The sequence below is a fragment of the Mesorhizobium sp. B263B2A genome (genome assembly GCF_020165775.1).
In the GTDB taxonomy this organism is placed as follows: domain Bacteria; phylum Pseudomonadota; class Alphaproteobacteria; order Rhizobiales; family Rhizobiaceae; genus Mesorhizobium; species Mesorhizobium opportunistum.
Genome location: NZ_JAIUIU010000005.1, coordinates 283,777 through 299,222, shown reverse-complemented (window position 1 = coordinate 299,222; position 15,446 = coordinate 283,777). Strand labels below are relative to the sequence as shown.

18 protein-coding genes and 1 tRNA gene are annotated in these 15,446 nt (G+C 62.4%); 12 read left to right on the top strand and 7 right to left on the bottom strand.

Features of this window, described 5'->3' with window-relative positions; all coding sequences use genetic code 11:
* Positions 1 to 69 precede the first annotated feature (69 nt).
* On the bottom strand, positions 70 to 537 hold the full coding sequence (locus LB568_RS12360; protein WP_013893124.1) for an Hsp20 family protein: 468 nt from the start codon (positions 535 to 537) through the stop codon (positions 70 to 72).
* A gap of 480 nt (positions 538 to 1,017) precedes the next feature.
* Here LB568_RS12360 and LB568_RS12355 point away from each other — a divergent pair, with 480 nt between their 5' ends.
* From LB568_RS12355 to LB568_RS12340, 4 genes are all read left to right on the top strand, one after another.
* Positions 1,018 to 1,995, top strand: coding sequence for an alpha/beta fold hydrolase (locus LB568_RS12355; protein ID WP_140570916.1), 978 nt, complete (start codon positions 1,018 to 1,020; stop codon positions 1,993 to 1,995).
* Positions 1,996 to 2,164: 169 nt separating this feature from the next.
* Entirely contained in the window at positions 2,165 to 2,320 is a 156-nt protein-coding gene (locus LB568_RS12350) for a hypothetical protein (RefSeq protein WP_224730261.1), read from the top strand.
* Positions 2,321 to 2,353: 33 nt separating this feature from the next.
* Positions 2,354 to 2,569 (top strand): DUF1127 domain-containing protein, encoded by a 216-nt coding sequence (locus tag LB568_RS12345; protein WP_412033907.1) that lies wholly within the window; start codon positions 2,354 to 2,356, stop codon positions 2,567 to 2,569.
* Positions 2,570 to 2,673: 104 nt separating this feature from the next.
* The gene (locus LB568_RS12340; protein ID WP_224730264.1) at positions 2,674 to 3,504 is read left to right on the top strand and encodes a helix-turn-helix domain-containing protein; all 831 of its coding nucleotides are present in this window, start codon (positions 2,674 to 2,676) and stop codon (positions 3,502 to 3,504) included.
* A 30-nt stretch (positions 3,505 to 3,534) separates the two neighbouring features.
* Here the strand turns inward: LB568_RS12340 and hisN are convergent, their stop codons facing one another.
* The gene (gene hisN / locus LB568_RS12335; protein WP_013893119.1) at positions 3,535 to 4,308 is read right to left on the bottom strand and encodes a histidinol-phosphatase; all 774 of its coding nucleotides are present in this window, start codon (positions 4,306 to 4,308) and stop codon (positions 3,535 to 3,537) included.
* Positions 4,309 to 4,635: 327 nt separating this feature from the next.
* Entirely contained in the window at positions 4,636 to 5,577 is a 942-nt protein-coding gene (locus LB568_RS12330) for an N-formylglutamate amidohydrolase (RefSeq protein ID WP_224730259.1), read from the bottom strand.
* 162 nt (positions 5,578 to 5,739) lie between these two features.
* On the opposite strand from LB568_RS12330, the gene cpdR reads away from it, so the two are divergent.
* Positions 5,740 to 6,102, top strand: a complete 363-nt coding sequence (gene cpdR / locus LB568_RS12325) for a cell cycle two-component system response regulator CpdR (protein ID WP_006199474.1) — start codon at positions 5,740 to 5,742, stop codon at positions 6,100 to 6,102.
* Between the two features lie 105 nt (positions 6,103 to 6,207).
* Positions 6,208 to 6,282: transfer RNA gene (locus tag LB568_RS12320), tRNA-Val, on the top strand.
* An 877-nt stretch (positions 6,283 to 7,159) separates the two neighbouring features.
* On the opposite strand, the gene LB568_RS12315 is transcribed toward LB568_RS12320, so the two are convergent.
* Both LB568_RS12315 and LB568_RS12310 read right to left on the bottom strand, forming a co-directional pair.
* The gene (locus LB568_RS12315; RefSeq protein WP_013893117.1) at positions 7,160 to 7,360 is read right to left on the bottom strand and encodes a hypothetical protein; all 201 of its coding nucleotides are present in this window, start codon (positions 7,358 to 7,360) and stop codon (positions 7,160 to 7,162) included.
* A 79-nt stretch (positions 7,361 to 7,439) separates the two neighbouring features.
* Positions 7,440 to 7,739 (bottom strand): DUF1236 domain-containing protein, encoded by a 300-nt coding sequence (locus LB568_RS12310; protein WP_013893116.1) that lies wholly within the window; start codon positions 7,737 to 7,739, stop codon positions 7,440 to 7,442.
* A gap of 407 nt (positions 7,740 to 8,146) precedes the next feature.
* Between LB568_RS12310 and LB568_RS12305 the strand changes: the two genes are divergently transcribed.
* Together LB568_RS12305 and LB568_RS12300 are read left to right on the top strand one after the other, a co-directional pair.
* Complete coding sequence (locus LB568_RS12305) at positions 8,147 to 8,368, top strand: hypothetical protein (protein ID WP_224730258.1); 222 nt, start codon at positions 8,147 to 8,149, stop codon at positions 8,366 to 8,368.
* A 217-nt stretch (positions 8,369 to 8,585) separates the two neighbouring features.
* Positions 8,586 to 8,795, top strand: coding sequence for a hypothetical protein (locus LB568_RS12300; RefSeq protein WP_140570931.1), 210 nt, complete (start codon positions 8,586 to 8,588; stop codon positions 8,793 to 8,795).
* A gap of 383 nt (positions 8,796 to 9,178) precedes the next feature.
* On the opposite strand, the gene LB568_RS12295 is transcribed toward LB568_RS12300, so the two are convergent.
* Together LB568_RS12295 and LB568_RS12290 are read right to left on the bottom strand one after the other, a co-directional pair.
* Positions 9,179 to 9,400: a hypothetical protein gene (locus LB568_RS12295; RefSeq protein WP_013893113.1), complete on the bottom strand. Its 222-nt coding sequence runs from the start codon at positions 9,398 to 9,400 to the stop codon at positions 9,179 to 9,181.
* A gap of 198 nt (positions 9,401 to 9,598) precedes the next feature.
* Complete coding sequence (locus LB568_RS12290; RefSeq protein WP_224730257.1) at positions 9,599 to 10,753, bottom strand: dihydrodipicolinate synthase family protein; 1,155 nt, start codon at positions 10,751 to 10,753, stop codon at positions 9,599 to 9,601.
* Between the two features lie 241 nt (positions 10,754 to 10,994).
* Here LB568_RS12290 and LB568_RS12285 point away from each other — a divergent pair, with 241 nt between their 5' ends.
* Genes LB568_RS12285 through LB568_RS12270 form a run of 4 tightly spaced genes read left to right on the top strand, consistent with a single transcriptional unit; the run spans position 10,995 to position 15,433 of the window.
* Positions 10,995 to 12,053 carry a LacI family DNA-binding transcriptional regulator gene (locus tag LB568_RS12285; RefSeq protein ID WP_013893111.1) on the top strand — a complete coding sequence of 353 codons (1,059 nt, stop codon included), beginning with the start codon at positions 10,995 to 10,997 and terminating at the stop codon, positions 12,051 to 12,053.
* A complete protein-coding gene (locus tag LB568_RS12280; protein ID WP_224730256.1) occupies positions 12,050 to 13,066 on the top strand; it encodes a Gfo/Idh/MocA family protein in 1,017 nt (338 codons plus the stop codon). The genes LB568_RS12285 and LB568_RS12280 overlap by 4 nt, the downstream gene beginning before the upstream one ends.
* Complete coding sequence (locus tag LB568_RS12275) at positions 13,063 to 14,664, top strand: acyl CoA:acetate/3-ketoacid CoA transferase (protein WP_224730255.1); 1,602 nt, start codon at positions 13,063 to 13,065, stop codon at positions 14,662 to 14,664. The genes LB568_RS12280 and LB568_RS12275 overlap by 4 nt, the downstream gene beginning before the upstream one ends.
* Positions 14,657 to 15,433, top strand: a complete 777-nt coding sequence (locus LB568_RS12270; RefSeq protein ID WP_224730254.1) for an enoyl-CoA hydratase/isomerase family protein — start codon at positions 14,657 to 14,659, stop codon at positions 15,431 to 15,433. The genes LB568_RS12275 and LB568_RS12270 overlap by 8 nt, the downstream gene beginning before the upstream one ends.
* Positions 15,434 to 15,446: the final 13 nt, after the last annotated feature.

Genomic DNA, 15,446 nt, shown 5'->3' with positions numbered 1-15,446 from the left:
CCCCCCCCCCCCCCCCCCGCTTCCGTCTCGGGAGGAGACTTTAACTTTACGCGTTGGCAAGCCGTCTTGTCAGGCGGCGGTTTTGGCCTCGATCTGCTTGGCCTTGGCCGGAGCCGAGGTGATCGCGATCTTGCGCGGCTTCAGTTCCTCGGGGATGTTGCGCTTGAGGTCGACGAAGAGCAGGCCGTTCTTCAGCGCGGCGCCGACGACTTCAACGTGATCGGCAAGCTGGAAGCGGCGCTCGAAAGCCCTCGAGGCAATACCACGATAGAGCAGCTCGGAACCTTCGCCGGTGCCCTCGTCCTTGCGCTCACCCTTTACGGTCAGCACGTTGCGATGGGCTTCGATCGAGATTTCCTCATCCGAGAAACCGGCGACCGCCATCGAAATCCGGTAGGAATCCTCGCCGGTGCGCTCGATATTATAAGGCGGATAGGTCTGCGCGCCATCAGGCTGCGCAAGCGAATCGAGCATGGTGAAGAGACGGTCGAAGCCGACGGTCGAACGATAAAGCGGGGAAAAATCAACGTGACGCATGAGGTGTTCTCCTGTTGAGCAACATGGTTTGCGTATGGTCGGTGCGAAACCCGCGAGCGGCGTTTCGGCTAGACCAGCGGCCCCGACATTGGCGACCGCAAACAACATTTGGGGAGCGTTCGAAGGCATTTCAAGATTTGGCCGGACGGCAAAAAAAGCAGCGCGGCCTGCCGTGATGAACGGCAGATGAACCGGCGCTTCGGCGTGCGTTCAGACAGCTGCCGCTAAAGTGGCTCTCAAGATCAAGGATTGGCGGCGCCGAATTTGCAGAGGGGCCGCAACGAGGCCGAACCGGGTGTTAACGTCCCTTCCTCCCGGATCGACAGAAGGCCGGAAACGCGCTCAATGCCGCTTCCGGCCTTCCCTGTGCTGCGTCCCCCGTCACCTGGAATTCCTTTGCTTTTGATGTATTGACGTCTATCACCTTGAGAGGCCGGTCCCGACAGGCTGGCACGTGAAGACGCCGAGCACAAGCGCCGCATGACGGACATCCTCCAAGACACCTCCCTTTTCCATGAGACTGAGGGCAATCCGCGGCCGGAGAACGCCGCCGGCGGCTTTTTCACCACGCGCGATCGCAAGAAGATCCGCTACGGCCTGTTCGGAGCGGTCGCGCGCCCGGTGAGAGGCACCGTGGTGCTGCTGCCAGGCCGCAACGAGTGCATCGAGAAATATTTCGAAACCATCCGCGATCTTGCCGCCCGGGGCCTTGGCGTCGCCACGCTCGACTGGCGCGGCCAGGGCGATTCCGACCGGCTGATCCGCGATCGCCAGCGCGGTTATGTCAGGTCCTTCCGCGATTATACGGCCGACCTCGAGCAGTTCTTCGAGGAGATCGTGCTGCCCGACTGCCGTGGACCCTACTACATCCTGGCTCATTCCGCCGGCGCGGTGATCACGCTGCTTGCGGCGCCGTCGATGGTCAACCGCGTGCGGCGCATGGTGCTGATCGCGCCGTTCCTGACGCTGCCCGACCTGCCGGTCTCGATAAGCACCGTTCGCCGCGTCTGTTCGTTTTTCTGCGCTTTGGGCCTTGGCAGGCTCTATGCCGCCTGGGGCCCACGGCCGAGAGACACGCTGCCTTTCGAAGCCAACAAGGTGACGTCGGATCCACAGCGCTATCGTCGCAACACCCGCATCTATGAAGAGTATCCGCAACTGGCCCTCGGCGGCCCGACGATCCGTTGGCTGCAGGCGGCGGCAAAGGCTTCGGAAGCGATCAGCGATCCCGACTTCATGGCCAGGATCCAGGTTCCTCTGCTGATCATCGCCGCCGGCGCCGACCAGGTCGTCTCGACCAGGGCGGTGGAAGCATACGCCAGAAATCTGAGGCTCGGCTCGATACTGATGATCGACGGCGCCAAGCACGAAATCCTGCAGGAGGCCGACCTCTACCGCGAACAATTCCTCGCCGCCTTCGATGCCTTCATTCCTGGCTCCGACGACCCGACGGCCTGACTGGCGCCAAAGCCCTTCACGGATCGGCCGGCATAGCTGACACTCCGTTGTCAGGAAGATGGGGCGTGGGCGCCCGCAGCACTCAAAAGTGCTAAAGATTCTGACAGTCCGCGCCCGTACCGGAATGCTCATCTGCTCGCGTCGAATTGAACGCCGAGGAGATGAGATCATGACCGACAAAACCTGCGCCGCCTGCGATTGCCAGCTGGACGCCAATCCGATCCGCGTCAAGGTCGGCGGTAAGACCGTCGAGGTCTGCTGCGAGGAATGCGCCCAAGCACTCAACGAAGCCGGCGCTTCGGCAACCGGCGCCAGTGAGGACTGAGCCATGCGCCCCGATCATTCGATAGCGCAGCGCTTGGCCGGCCACGTCGCCGCGCCGACAGTTCGCACCGAAACCCTCCGCCAGTCCTTGCACGCCCAATGCCTGGCGGCAGCCCGATGGGTCGGTCGCCAGATGGAAAACCGCCGAAGCCGCCTTGCCTTGCTCGCGATGACCGACGAACAGCTCAAGGACATCGGCCTGTCGCGCGGCGACGCCTATTGCGAATTCAGCCGCCGCTTGTGGGATTGAGGCACCGTCCGGAGGTCTCCTGACAGGATTGGACCGGCCGATTGCGTAGAGTGCCTTCGTAATTCCGGATTCATTTTCGGGTACGAGGGATGAACGCAACGGCCATGTCGCAATTCACGGTACAGCCGCTCCTGGACACCGGCACCGTCAGGGTGCGCGACATCGTCTGCAGCGGCGAATGCCGGCACCGGAGCGAGGAAGAGTGCAGCACGGCCACACATCTGGTGTTTCCCTATCGCGGAGTCTTCGTGCGCCATGTCGGGCGCAACGACGTCGTCGCTGAGGCCAATCAGCTGCTGTTCTTCAACGCGGCTGAGACCTATCAGGTCAGCCATCCCGTCGAAGATGGCGATGCCTGTCTCGACCTTGTGGTCGAGGAAGGCCAATTGCGCGAACTGGCGCCGAAGGGACAGCTGCGCACCGGCGACCGACTGGCGTTTCGCCGCCAGCGCCGGCGCATCGACCCGCGCGCGCAGGCCCTGGTGGCGTTGCTGCGCCATAGCCTCAGCCGCAATGTCGCCGAGACCTTGGAAGCCGAGACGCTCGCCTTGACGCTGGTGCGGCGCTCGCTCGGCGAACACACCTCGCATGTCGCGGGCGCCAGCCCTGGACGGCAGAAATTGGTCGACCGCGCCAAGCTCGTCCTGTCCTCGGACCTGTCGCGGCGCTGGACGCTGGCCGAGATTGCCGCCGACGTCGGCGTCTCGCCGATCTACCTGACGCAAGTCTTCCAGCAGGTCGAAGCGATGCCGCTCTATCGCTATCACCTGCGCCTGCGGCTGGCGCGCGCGCTCGACCTGCTCGGCCGCTACGACAATCTGACCACGCTGGGCATGGATCTTGGCTTCTCCAGCCACAGCCATTTCAGCTCGACGTTCAGACAGGTCTACGGGCGCACCCCAGCGGAATTCCAGCGCTCGATCGGATCGCGCTGATTGAATCGCGCCAAAAAAGGCGCCGACATATCAGCCGCGCAAGGCAGCCATGGCGGCCGCGTGAAGCTCCGGCGTTGCCGCCGCCAGCACATCGCCGCCCTTTTCCGCCGGCCCGCCGTCGAAGGTGGTGACGACACCGCCCGCCTTCTCGATGATCGGGATCAGCGCCACGATGTCGTAGGGCTGCAATCCGGGATCGGCGACAATGTCGACGCTTCCGGAGGCGATCATGGCGAAGGCGTAGCAATCGGCGCCGTACCGGGCGAGCTGAATCTGCCTCTCGAAGGCGTCATAGCGATTGCGCGCCTCGCCCTTGAACAGCGCCGGCGTGGTGGTGAACAGGGTTGCCTCGGAAAGCTTCGTCGTCTTGCGGGTCGAAAGCTTGCGCGGCCCTCCCGGCCCCTCATAGTGCGAGCCGGATGCATTGGCATAGAACAGCTCGCCGGTGAAGGGTTGCGCCATCATGCCGGCGACCGCGTCCCCGTCGACCGTCAGCCCGACCAGCGTCCCCCATACCGGCAGGCCTGAGATGAAGGCGCGCGTACCGTCGATCGGATCGATCACCCAGACATGCCTGCTGGAGATATTTTCGCTGCCATGCTCCTCGCCAAGGATGCCATGGTCGGGATACTCGGCCGAGATCAGCGCCCGGATGGCGCGCTCGGTCTCGCGATCGGCTTCGGTGACCGGATCGAAACTGCCCTTTTCCTTGTTGGCGACAGCCCCTTGGGCACGGAAGCGCGGCAAGGTCTCCGCCGCTGCCGCCTGCGCGATGCGGCGCATGAAATCGATGCTGATGTCCAACTGATTCTCCCGCATACGGCATGCCCGAATAGGGCTCTGCCGCCACTTTCCTGCTAAAACAAGCCTGTTTATCGATTTATCCGCTGCCGCGACTGTTGCCGGAATGTCACGCCAGCGTCATCGAAAGGCAGTTTCCACATCACTCTGAATTAAAAAAGCCTGAACGTCGCTTGACATTTGTGCAGCGCACAATACCCTCAATCTCGGACAGGTTCTCCTGTCCATGCCCTCCTTGGGCGTTTCCTCCCTAGACTTCGACCGTATCGTGAAAACGATGCGGTCTTTTTTTACGCCGCAAATCCTGAGCTGCCCATCCGGTGCGCGATCTCACTCCGCGGCCAGCGGCAGGTCGATGAAATGATGGTCGGGCATCGCCATCAGATCGGCCGAAAATCGCGTCAAATCATCCGCCAGCGCATCAAAGCCGGCCGCCTTCTCGAATGTCCGCTCGTTCATGTAGAGCCCGCGATTGACCTCGATCTGCAGTGCATGCAGATGACGCGCCGGGCGGCCATAGTGCTCGGTGATGAAGCCGCCTGCATAAGGCTTGTTGTGGGCGACGGTGTAGCCCATGGCGCAGAGCAGGCCGATCGCGGTTTCGGTCAGCGCAGCGGTGGCCGAGATGCCGAAACGGTCGCCGATGATGAAGTCCGGCCTCAGGCCGTTGTCGCCGACACGGATGCTCGCCGGCATCGAATGGCAATCGATCAGCACCGCAAAGCCGAAACGGGCATGGGTTCTCGTCAAAAGCCGCTTCAGCGTCTCGTGATAGGGCTTGTAGACGGCCTCGATGCGGGCGACCGCTTCGGCAAGCGGCAAGCGGCCGGAATAGATGTCGAGCCCCTCGCCGACCAGCTTGGGCACCGTGCCGAGCCCGCCCGCCACCCGCGCCGAGCGGATGTTGCAGAAGGACGGCACCGGCTCGGCGAACATGCGCGGGTCGAGTTCCCAGGGCTCGCGATTGACGTCGAGATAGGCGCGCGGGAAATTTGCCGCCAGCATCGGCGCGCCCAGCGCCACCGCGCCCCCGAACAGCTCATCGACGTAGCAATCCTCCGAGCGGCGGATGGCGTTGCGGTCGAGCCTTGCCATGGCAAGGAAGCGTTCGGGATAATACCGACCGCTGTGTGGTGAGTTGAAGAGGAAGGGAACGCGCTGTTCGGCGCCCGATCGGATCTCGAAGGGTGGAACGACCGAAAAATCCTCGGCTGCTGTCTTCAATTTGAACGAACCCGAAAACACCAGTGCATCATGAAATGAAACTGCCACCTTGCCGGCCGCATGTCCAGCATTTCGGCGTCCTCTCCGCTTACCAAATGTGGGTCTTCCTCGTCCACGTTCACTTGATGTTTACCCTCACCTCCTCATATACAGGATGGTTAACGGGCCTGCCCCACGGCAGTCTCGGGCGGGTGATTCGGACGGGACATCATGGCACGCATTCTTCTGGCGGAAGACGACGACGATATGCGTCGGTTCCTCGTCAAGGCGCTGGAGCGCGCCGGTTATCAGGTCAGCGATTTCGACAATGGCGCCAGCGCCTATGAGCGGCTGCGCGAGGAACCGTTCTCGCTGCTGTTGACCGACATCGTCATGCCGGAGATGGACGGCATCGAACTGGCACGCCGCGCCACCGAGATCGATCCCGACCTCAAGGTTATGTTCATCACCGGTTTCGCCGCCGTTGCGCTGAACCCGGATTCCAAGGCGCCGAAAGACGCCAAGGTGCTGTCGAAGCCCTTCCACCTGCGCGATCTCGTCAATGAGGTCGAGAAGATGCTGCAGGCGGCCTGAGCCGCCTTCGGCCAAGGCATCGCGGCTGCGGCGAGACGACGCCTTCTTTCCTTTTTCCTGCTATTGACGCGCTGGATCAAAAATGGTGTATGCGCGGCTTCGGATGGGCGTGTAGCTCAGCGGGAGAGCACTGCATTGACATTGCAGGGGTCACAGGTTCAATCCCTGTCACGCCCACCATCCTTTCAAAGACTTAGCTAACTCCCTGACGACGTAGCTTATCGACCGTGTTGGCCGACACGCCGAGCGCGCCGGCCGCTTCCCAAACCGATGCCTGCGAGCAAGGCTGGTTGCATGGCCAGCAGCGCGATGTGCGCTGGCCGAGAAAGGCAACCTTCGGCCGGATCCGCACCGTGCAGCCCGTGGTGCGGACCCACACTGGGAGGTTGTAAATGGGACAAGGATCTCTTTTTCCTTAAGTGGAACCTAATATACAGGCTCTCAGTTTCAGTAGTGCAGCAACCCCCTCCGCTGCGGCCAGGAGAATTCACTCTTGGTCGGCCCGCATCGTCCCAACCCGGCGGTGCGGGCTCATTTTGTTTGAAACCGTACTCCCTCGGTAAAGTTCAACGGAGCTCCAGATGCGGAGCGGACCACTGCAACGGCAATTTTTGGCCAATCAAGGAACCTGTTTTCGAGATTGGAGTTTGGAAGCCGCTTGGGTTCCCTCACCAAGCAGAACACTGGAAAGGCCCGTCACTGCTTCCTCAGTGGCGGGCTTTTTTCGGGGCTTGGACGCGTGCCTACAGCGCCTGAACTCGGCAAGCCCTACCCGTATCCGCTGGCCTTCGGCAAAGGCCGGGGGCGAACGATTCCAAATCGAATGAACGGCTAAGTTCATGGTCGTCGGCCACTATGCGCATGAACCATTCCGGCAGGCCTCGACCACTTCAACGCGCGCCGGCGTCCCATTTGAATTTGCGCTTTCCATTGCAGGCTCCTTGGAAAGCAATGGCAAAAGGAATTGTTGTTGGGTCGAAGCCGGGCGTCGCAAGGCTATGTATAACAGCTGCCCGCTTGCTGAAGGACAGGGCGCCGCCGCTAGTGCGCTACCTATTCAGGTCTCCGGTTCGACAACGAACGATGCTGCGATCAGATCGTCGCCAGCAATCTGCCCGCGCCCGTCATCCATGATCGCTGCGACCTTTTGGAAGGTTCTTATTTCGGTCTCGGTTATGCGAGCTGCCCGCACTCTCGCCTGGAGATCAACCAAGCGCGCCTCGAGGGCTTGAGATGTTTCGACTTCAAGGTTCATCATCTTCACTTGTCCGGTTGAGTGGCGACCGACATGCACTGCCCGCCGCCATGGGGTGGCGGCGGGAGTGGTAGTTCGAAGTTCAGTCGTAGACTTTGACAATCTTGCGGGTGCCTGGGTCCACCAGAACCGTGTGGTTGTCGACCATCACGTAGCGGTATTTGACGTTGGGGATCTCATGAAGTTCAACCGTGTCCGGCAGAGCCGTTCCGACGTTCAGTTCCACACCAGGAACCTTCACGGAAGCAAGTGGCTGCTTCTTCACGTATTCGCGCACGACGGTGTCCTGCTCCGGCGTGATGACAACGTCCTGTGCCGCAACTGCGCCGACGCCGGCTAAAAGCAGTAGCGCCGCAGCGCTGCTGGTAAGGTGCATTCTCATGGTTTTCTCCTCTTATAGTCCGGGCGACAGCACGACCGGCTGCGCGCCAGCCGTCCGAACACCTCGTCCGGCCAAACGTTCCGCTGCCGGGCTTCAGTCTGAAACAGGATAGGACCAAAGTCCGGCCGCAAAACGCAATGGTCTTGCCTCTCGGGACTGGTCGGAACGGCATACGTCCGGCGTAGTTGCCTCTCCAAATCGGAGAAAGCAGATGGATAGGAGTGTTGGCCAAGCGCGGTGGTTGCTCGCACCGGTTTTCGCGACGGCCGTCACCTTTCTGGTGATCGGCATAGCTCTTGGCTGACATGTCGTGGATCGGCACAGCTACGTCCCTTCCTGTGCTGACAGGACCCGCGAGCCGCTTAGGGCAGCTGGCGGGTCCTCTATTATCTGGTGAGCAAAGGACGATGACATTGATCCAGAAATCGACTGAAAGTGGCAACGCGAACGACCCTGCGAATGACAATGATCAGCCTGTGTTGCTGGACGCTGTCTCCTTGACCGACGAGGAAAATATTGCCGATCTTGTCAGACGAACCGAGCGCACTGCTCTTTGGGTGGTTCTAGGAATGGGCGGCTGGTTGATGTTAGTCCCCGCTATCTACGTTGTACTGACCCACGGAATATGAAGGCAACAACTGCGCCCGCCGTAGGGGCATTGCTCAACGAGCGGCGCCATCCGAGACCGACTGTGGAAGCGGATCCAAGCACGTGGGGCCGGCGCCGAAGGTCATGAAGCGGCCGGCAACACAATGGGTCAGCCCGGCATCGTCGACCGCATTAAGCACTTGCGCGGAAAGGAAGATTTGCGGCACGCTTCACTGCAGGAATTTCGGGAGGAAGATCATGCCGATTCGACGGAAGGCGACTGAGGTAGGTATTTTTGACGCTTCAGAGATAGCTCTCCTCGGGCGGGTCTTTGATAGGCTCAAGCTTGATGGCCAGTCGGCCGATGCACGCGACGCAATCGCATCCCGGATTATAGCAAACTACATGGCGGGTGTGGTCGACGAGGACGAACTCGCCTCGCTTTCGAAACAGCCGTTGGGGCGCTAACAATGGCAGTCGCCAAGAAGGATCAAGAGTGCGCCAACTACGCCTGAATGTACTGCGTTACAAGCGCGGGAACATGGCAAAGAACGCGTCCTGCCTGATATCTGCCGACGTCTTGCTAGAAGCCTTTGACGACGTTCTTGTAGGAGTGCGATCGGCTCGATCATCCCAGCGTGGTCATTGAAAACGGCGCATGGCTGGAGAAGTGCCCAGGATCTCACTTCTTGTCGGCGAGCGATACCGTCCGCTCGTAGTAGCCGTTGGCCGGGATGAGACAGCGCTTTGAAGGATCGTTGGACATCCCAAAAACCTGTCCAGACAGCCCCGCCTGACTCCCGGTCGGCGGGGCTTTTCCATGCGTTTCAACTCACCATGCGTTCAACTCGCTAGAACGAGTGGCCGTAACCACGCGGCCTGGCTTTCGGCCCCGGCGAACTTTCCGCTGGATTTGCGGCCAATTTGGCGAAGCGCCGGTCTCTTAGCTGCAGGAACTTCTCCTTTGCCATGGGCTCGTCGCGCTCATCATCATCCGCGGCCATTCGGCCATACGTCGCGGCAATTACATAGTCGGCTTTGTTGGTTCGATAGTCTTCTTTTCGCACAGACATCGTTTCCTCCCGATCCGCGGCCTTTTCCCTCCTTTTGGCCTGACGGAGGAATTAACTGCCGGTGCGCCGCGCGAGTCTACCAATTGGGGATTGTATTAAAACGGTACACGCCACGTCCGGGCGGCCCCACGCAGCGGCTCCGATCGCCGAGATCACAAATCACCCCATGCGGGATACTCCTGGTCGATCCCGCTGGGCTCAGAAACCCGCGACCGCGCACAGGCTCTTCATCCTGGATACGGCCAGGTCGGGATCGGCCAGCAGGCCTGCCTGGTCGGCAAGGCGAAAGATATCGGCATAGTGGCGGATGCCACGCGCCGACTGCATGCCGCCGACCATCGTGAAATGGTCTTGATGGCCGTTCAGCCAGGCCATGAAGACGATGCCGGCCTTGTAGTACTCGGTCGGTGCCTCGAAGATCTTTCGCGACAGCGGCACCGTCGGCGCCATCAGCGCGTCATAGCCGGCGCGGTCGCCCTCGGCGAGTTTCGCCAGGGCGGCATTGGCGACCGGTGCGATGGCGTCGAAAATGCCGAGCAGCGCGTGCGAATGACCATGGCCGTCTCCGGCGATCAGTTCGGGGTAATTGAAGTCGTCGCCGGTGAACATCACGACCCCATCCGGCAGCCGGTTGCGCAGCGCGACTTCCTTGCCGGCATCGAGCAGCGAGATTTTTATGCCTTCGACCTTGCCGGCATGACGCTCGATGATGGCGACCACAGTATCGAGCGCTGTCTCGAAATCGCTGCTGCCCCAATAGCCTTTCAAGGCCGGGTCGAACATGTCGCCCAGCCAGTGCAGGATCACCTTGCCGGACGTCTGGCTCAAAAGGCGGTCGTAGACGCGCGCATAATCTTCCGGGCCCTCTGCGACAGCCGCCAGTGCCCGGCTCGCCATCATGATCACCTTGCCGCCTTGGCCTTCGATGAAAGCGAACTGCTCTTCATAGGCGGCGATCACATCGTCTGGTGTCCGGGCCGCCGCCGGCGCCAGATGATCGGTGCCGGCGCCCGAAGCGAGGTCGGCGCCTTCGACGGTCCGCGCCTCGGCGATCGAGCGGCGGATCAATTCCTGCGCATTTGCCCAGTCGAAACCCATCCCGCGCTGCGAGGTGTCCATCGCCTCGGCGATACGGAAGCCGAGCCGCCACAGATGATGGCGGAACACCATCGTCCGCTCCCAGTCGACCGCCGGCCGCGACCACGGATCGGTCATCCCGAGCGGATCGGCAACGACATGCGCCGCCGCATAGGCGATGCGCGAAAACCGCGCGCCGATCATCGGCCGCACCGGCTGGCCGACAAGCGCATAAGGGCTGCTGCGGCCACCCTCACCAGGCAAGGCTATGTCCATCGATCTCTCCCTGTAATCGCGCCTATTAAATGGAACGTTCCAATAAATCAAGAACCTTTAAGATTCGAGATTCGCCTCCCTCGGATTGCTGCAACGCAGCACGATAGCTCTGCAATTACAGGGCCTACGGGGTCGGATTATCGATATTCGGGAATCCAAAAATTCCCGATTGACTCCCGATTGGAGCGGTGATTAGAACGTTCCAATAGATTTGACAGAAAACTGGGGAGGAGGCATCAGGATGGCCAGCCGGGCCAAGGCGACGATCTTCGACATCGCCCGCGAGGCGGGCGTGTCCAAATCGACGGTGTCGCTCGTCCTCCAGGGCAGCGGACTGATCCGCCCTGAGACCGCGGTCAAGGTGCGCAAGGCGATCGAGGACGTCGGCTATGTCTACAACCGCGGCGCCGCCAATCTGCGCAAGGCCCACTCCAACGTCATCGGCATGGTCATCAACGACCTCACCAATCCGTTCTTCGCCGAACTGGCGGTCGGCATGGAGCGCGTCTTCCAGTCCGCCGGCATCGTGCCTTTCATCGCCAATACGGCGGAGAATCCGGTGCGCCAGGAAGAAGTGCTGAAATCGCTGATGGAACAGGGCGTTGCCGGGCTCATCGTTTCGCCGGCGCGCGGCACGACCCCGGGAGCATTCCGGCGGCTGGAAATGGCCGGTGTTCCGATTGCCTTCGCCATGCGCCGGCTGCCTGAGAGCCGCATTCCGGTGATTGCTCCCGACAATCATCGCGGTGCCTATCTCGCCGCCGCCCATCTCATCGGCAAGGGACATCGCCGGTTGGCCTTCTTCGGCGGCTCGTCAGACCTCGTGGTCTATCATGACCGGCTGGGCGGCTTTCGCGAGGCCTGCGAGACGCTCGGGATAGATACGCGTGACATGCTCGTCATCGAAGGTGAGACAAGCCGTCGGGGTGGCATCGCTTGCCTGGAAACCGCGCTTGCAATGGCTGAACCGCCGAGTGCGGCCCTGTGTTTTAACGATGCGGTCGCCTTTGGCGCCATGCTGGCGCTGCGCAAGCGTGGACTTGAGCCGGGACCGGATTTCGCCGTCGTCGGCTTTGACGATGTGACGGAAGCCGAACACTACATGCCTGCGCTGACCAGCGTCGCAGTGGACAGCGCCGGCCTCGGCGAACGCGCCGCCCATGTCATGATCAAGATGATCCAGTCGCGCACCACACGTGCCGAGGATCATATCGGGGCGGTCAATCTCGTGGTCAGGGAAAGCTGCGGTCCAGACCGCCGCGCCAGAAACAGGTGGTCGGGAACGGGAGGCGCCGCATGAGCCTCAAATGGGGACTGATCGGCGCCAGCACGATCGCCAGGCAATTCATGGTCAACGCCATCCGCGTACAGGCCGATGGCAAGATCGCGGCGGTGATGAGTTCCAGCCCGGAGCGGGCCCAAGCCTATGCCGTGGAAAACAACATTGCGCTTGCGGTCTCGACGCTTGACGAGCTGCTCGCCGAGGGTATCGACGCCGTCTACATCTCGACCACCAACGAATTGCACCTGGAACAGGCGCTCGCCGCGATCAAGGCGGGCAAGCACGTGCTGTGCGAAAAGCCGCTGGCACTGACGAGTGCCGATGCGCGCACGATGGTCGCTGCCGCCAGGGCGACCGGGGTCGTGCTCGGCACCAACCACCACTTGCGCAACGCCGGCGCGCATCGTGCCATGCGCGAGGCCGTCGCCGCCGGCCGCATCGGCAGGCCGATCGCGGCGCGTGTCTTCCACGCCGTCTACCTGCCTGAAAACCTGCAGGGTTGGCGCATCGCCAGGCCCGAGGCGGGCGGCGGCGTGGTGCTCGACATCACAGTGCACGACGCCGACACGCTGCGCTTCGTGCTCGGCGACGATCCGGTCGAGGTTTCGGCTTTCACACAGTCCGCCGGCATGGCCGGCAGCGGGCTGGAGGATGGCGCCATGTGCATCTGGCGCTTCAAGTCCGGCCTCATCGCGCAGTCGCATGAAGGTTTCACCACCAGCTATGCCGGCACCGGCTTCGAGGTGCATGGCTCGGAAGGTTCGCTGATTGCCAGCAATGTGATGACGCAGAAGCCGGTCGGCACAGTCATGCTGCGCACGGCAGGCGGCGAGGAGGAGTTGAGCTTCGACCACGAGGATCTCTACGTCAGGTCCGTGCGGCGGTTCCATGCCGCGATCCACGGCGACGGCCAGCCTGCCGCCACCGGCGAGGACGGCATCTGGTCGCTCGCCTCGGCCGAGGCGGCATTGCAATCGGCCAGCTCCGGCAAGGCCATCGAGATCGACCCGAAACTCGGGAGCATGAAGTGAGCAAGGTCGTTTCAGCGGCGCAGGCAGCCGGTCTGATCAAGGATGGCATGACCGTGTCCGTCTCCTCGTCGAGCGGTCTCGGCTGCCCGGACGCCGTGCTCGCCGCCATCGGTGAGCGCTTCGACGCGGAAGGCCACCCGAAAGATATCACCACGCTGCACCCGATCGCCGCGGGCGACATGTATGGCATCAAGGGCATCGACCATCTGGCAAAGCCTGGCCTTTTGAAGCGCACCTTGTGCGGCTCCTATCCATCCGGTCCCTCCTCTTCCGAACCGCCGCGGATCTGGAAGATGATCGGCGACAATTCGGTGGCCGCCTACAACGTGCCGTCCGGCATCCTGTTCGACATGCACCGCGAAGCCGCCGCCAAGCGGCCGGGCGTGCTGACCAAGGTCGGGCTCGACACCTTCGCCGACCCGCGCCATCAGGGCTGTGCCATGAACGCGGCGGCCAGCGAACCGATCGTCTCGGTGCAGCAGTTCGACGGCGAGGAATGGCTGTATTTCCGCTCGATCGTGCCCCACGTCTCGATCATCCGCGCCACCACGGCGGATGAGCGCGGCAACCTCACCTATGAACATGAAGGCGCCTATCTCGGCGGCCTCGAACAGGCACTCGCCGCTCGCAACAATGGCGGTGTCGTCATCGCTCAGGTCAAGCGCGTCGTCGAAAACGGCACGCTCAAGCCGCATGACGTGCGCGTGCCGGGCGTGCTGGTCGATCACATCGTCGTCGCGCCCGACCAGTTGCAGACGACGCTGACCCCGTACGACCCGGCCATATCAGGCGAGATCTTCCGGCCGCTGTCGACCTTCCGCAACGCCGAGATGAACGTCCAGAAGGTGATCGCCCGCCGCGTCGCCATGGAACTGCGCGACGGCATGGCCGTCAACATCGGTTTCGGCATCTCCGCCAACGTTCCGCGCATCCTTCTGGAAGAAGGCCAGCACGGCAAGGTGACCTGGGTGATCGAGCAGGGCGCGGTCGGCGGCGTGCCGCTGCTCGACTTCAAGTTCGGCTGCTCGTCGAATGCCGACGCCTTCATGCCCTCGCCGCACCAGTTCATCTATTTCCAGGCCGGCGGCTTCGACGCTTCGCTGCTCTCCTTCCTGCAGATCGACCGCCATGGCTCGGTCAACGTCTCGAAACTGTCGGCGCGGCCGCATGTCACCGCCGGCGCCGGCGGTTTCGTCGACATCACCGCACGGGCAAAGAAGATTGTTTTCTCGGGTTTCTTCAATGCCGGCGCAAAACTGTCATTGGCCGATGGCGGCATCCGCATCGACCAGGAGGGCAAGGTCAAGAAAATCGTCGGCGAGGTCGAGCACATCTCCTTCTCCGGCAAGCGCGCGGTCGCGCAAGGTCAGGACATCACCTATGTCACCGAGCGCTGCGTGATGAAGCTGACGCCTGACGGGCTGATGGTGACGGAACTGGCGCCGGGCATCGATCTGGAGCGCGATGTGCTGGGGCAGTCCGAGATCGCACTCGGTGTCGCCAACGACCTGAAGGTAACGCCGGCGGCACTCTATCACAACCAGCCGATCGGCCTGTCGCTCAATGGCGGCGCCTCGCTCGGAGGCGCGCATGGCTGAACGCCTCGTCACCTTCGAGCAGGACGGCGCCATCGGCATCGTCACCTTGCGCCGCCCGGAGAAATTCAACGCGCTGGATATTCCGATGCTTCGCGCGCTCGAAACAGCGCTCGACGAAGCGGAGGCGGCCGACAGCGTGCGTGTCGTGCTCATCCGCGGCGAAGGCAAGGGCTTCTGTGCCGGTGGCGATGTCGAGGCCTGGGCCGCCATGAGTGCCGCCGATTTCCAGGTGCAATGGGTGCGCTACGGCCACCGCGTCTTCGACCGGCTGGCGCGGCTGCGGCAACCGACCGTCGCCGTGCTGTCGGGCCACGCGCTGGGCGGCGGGCTGGAACTGGCGGCAGCCTGCGATTTCCGGGTCGCGGAAACACAGGTGAAATTGGGCTTCCCCGAAACCTCCATCGGCGTCGTGCCTGGCTGGTCCGGTACGCAGCGCGCCGTGCGCCGTTTCGGCGCTCAGACGGTGCGTCGCATGGCGTTGGGTGGCGAGGTTCTCCTTGCTCCTGAAGCGCTGGCCCTGGGCGCGGTCGATCGAGTGGTCGAAACCGGCAAGGCACTCGCCGAGGCCAAGGCCTGGGCCGAGAAGATCGCCGAGCGCGGTCCGCTGGCGACGGAAGCGGCCAAGCTGATGATCGCGGTTGCCGAAGGTGAGGAAAGTGCCGCCGCGACCGAAGCGCTGGCCAGCGGCTTCATTGCGCTGACCGGCGACCTCAAAGCCGGCGTCGGCGCCTTCAAGGCCAGGCAGAAACCGGCATTTTCAAGATCCTGAGGAATCACGACCC

Coding starts and splice junctions, on each gene's coding strand:
- LB568_RS12360 (WP_013893124.1), bottom strand. CDS start 537: ATGCGTCACGTTGATTTTTCCCCGCTTTATCGTTCGACCGTCGGCTTC.
- LB568_RS12355 (WP_140570916.1), top strand. CDS start 1,018: ATGACGGACATCCTCCAAGACACCTCCCTTTTCCATGAGACTGAGGGC.
- LB568_RS12350 (WP_224730261.1), top strand. CDS start 2,165: ATGACCGACAAAACCTGCGCCGCCTGCGATTGCCAGCTGGACGCCAAT.
- LB568_RS12340 (WP_224730264.1), top strand. CDS start 2,674: ATGTCGCAATTCACGGTACAGCCGCTCCTGGACACCGGCACCGTCAGG.
- cpdR (WP_006199474.1), top strand. CDS start 5,740: ATGGCACGCATTCTTCTGGCGGAAGACGACGACGATATGCGTCGGTTC.
- LB568_RS12315 (WP_013893117.1), bottom strand. CDS start 7,360: ATGATGAACCTTGAAGTCGAAACATCTCAAGCCCTCGAGGCGCGCTTG.
- LB568_RS12310 (WP_013893116.1), bottom strand. CDS start 7,739: ATGAGAATGCACCTTACCAGCAGCGCTGCGGCGCTACTGCTTTTAGCC.
- LB568_RS12305 (WP_224730258.1), top strand. CDS start 8,147: ATGACATTGATCCAGAAATCGACTGAAAGTGGCAACGCGAACGACCCT.
- LB568_RS12300 (WP_140570931.1), top strand. CDS start 8,586: ATGCCGATTCGACGGAAGGCGACTGAGGTAGGTATTTTTGACGCTTCA.
- LB568_RS12295 (WP_013893113.1), bottom strand. CDS start 9,400: ATGTCTGTGCGAAAAGAAGACTATCGAACCAACAAAGCCGACTATGTA.
- LB568_RS12290 (WP_224730257.1), bottom strand. CDS start 10,753: ATGGACATAGCCTTGCCTGGTGAGGGTGGCCGCAGCAGCCCTTATGCG.
- LB568_RS12285 (WP_013893111.1), top strand. CDS start 10,995: ATGGCCAGCCGGGCCAAGGCGACGATCTTCGACATCGCCCGCGAGGCG.
- LB568_RS12280 (WP_224730256.1), top strand. CDS start 12,050: ATGAGCCTCAAATGGGGACTGATCGGCGCCAGCACGATCGCCAGGCAA.
- LB568_RS12270 (WP_224730254.1), top strand. CDS start 14,657: ATGGCTGAACGCCTCGTCACCTTCGAGCAGGACGGCGCCATCGGCATC.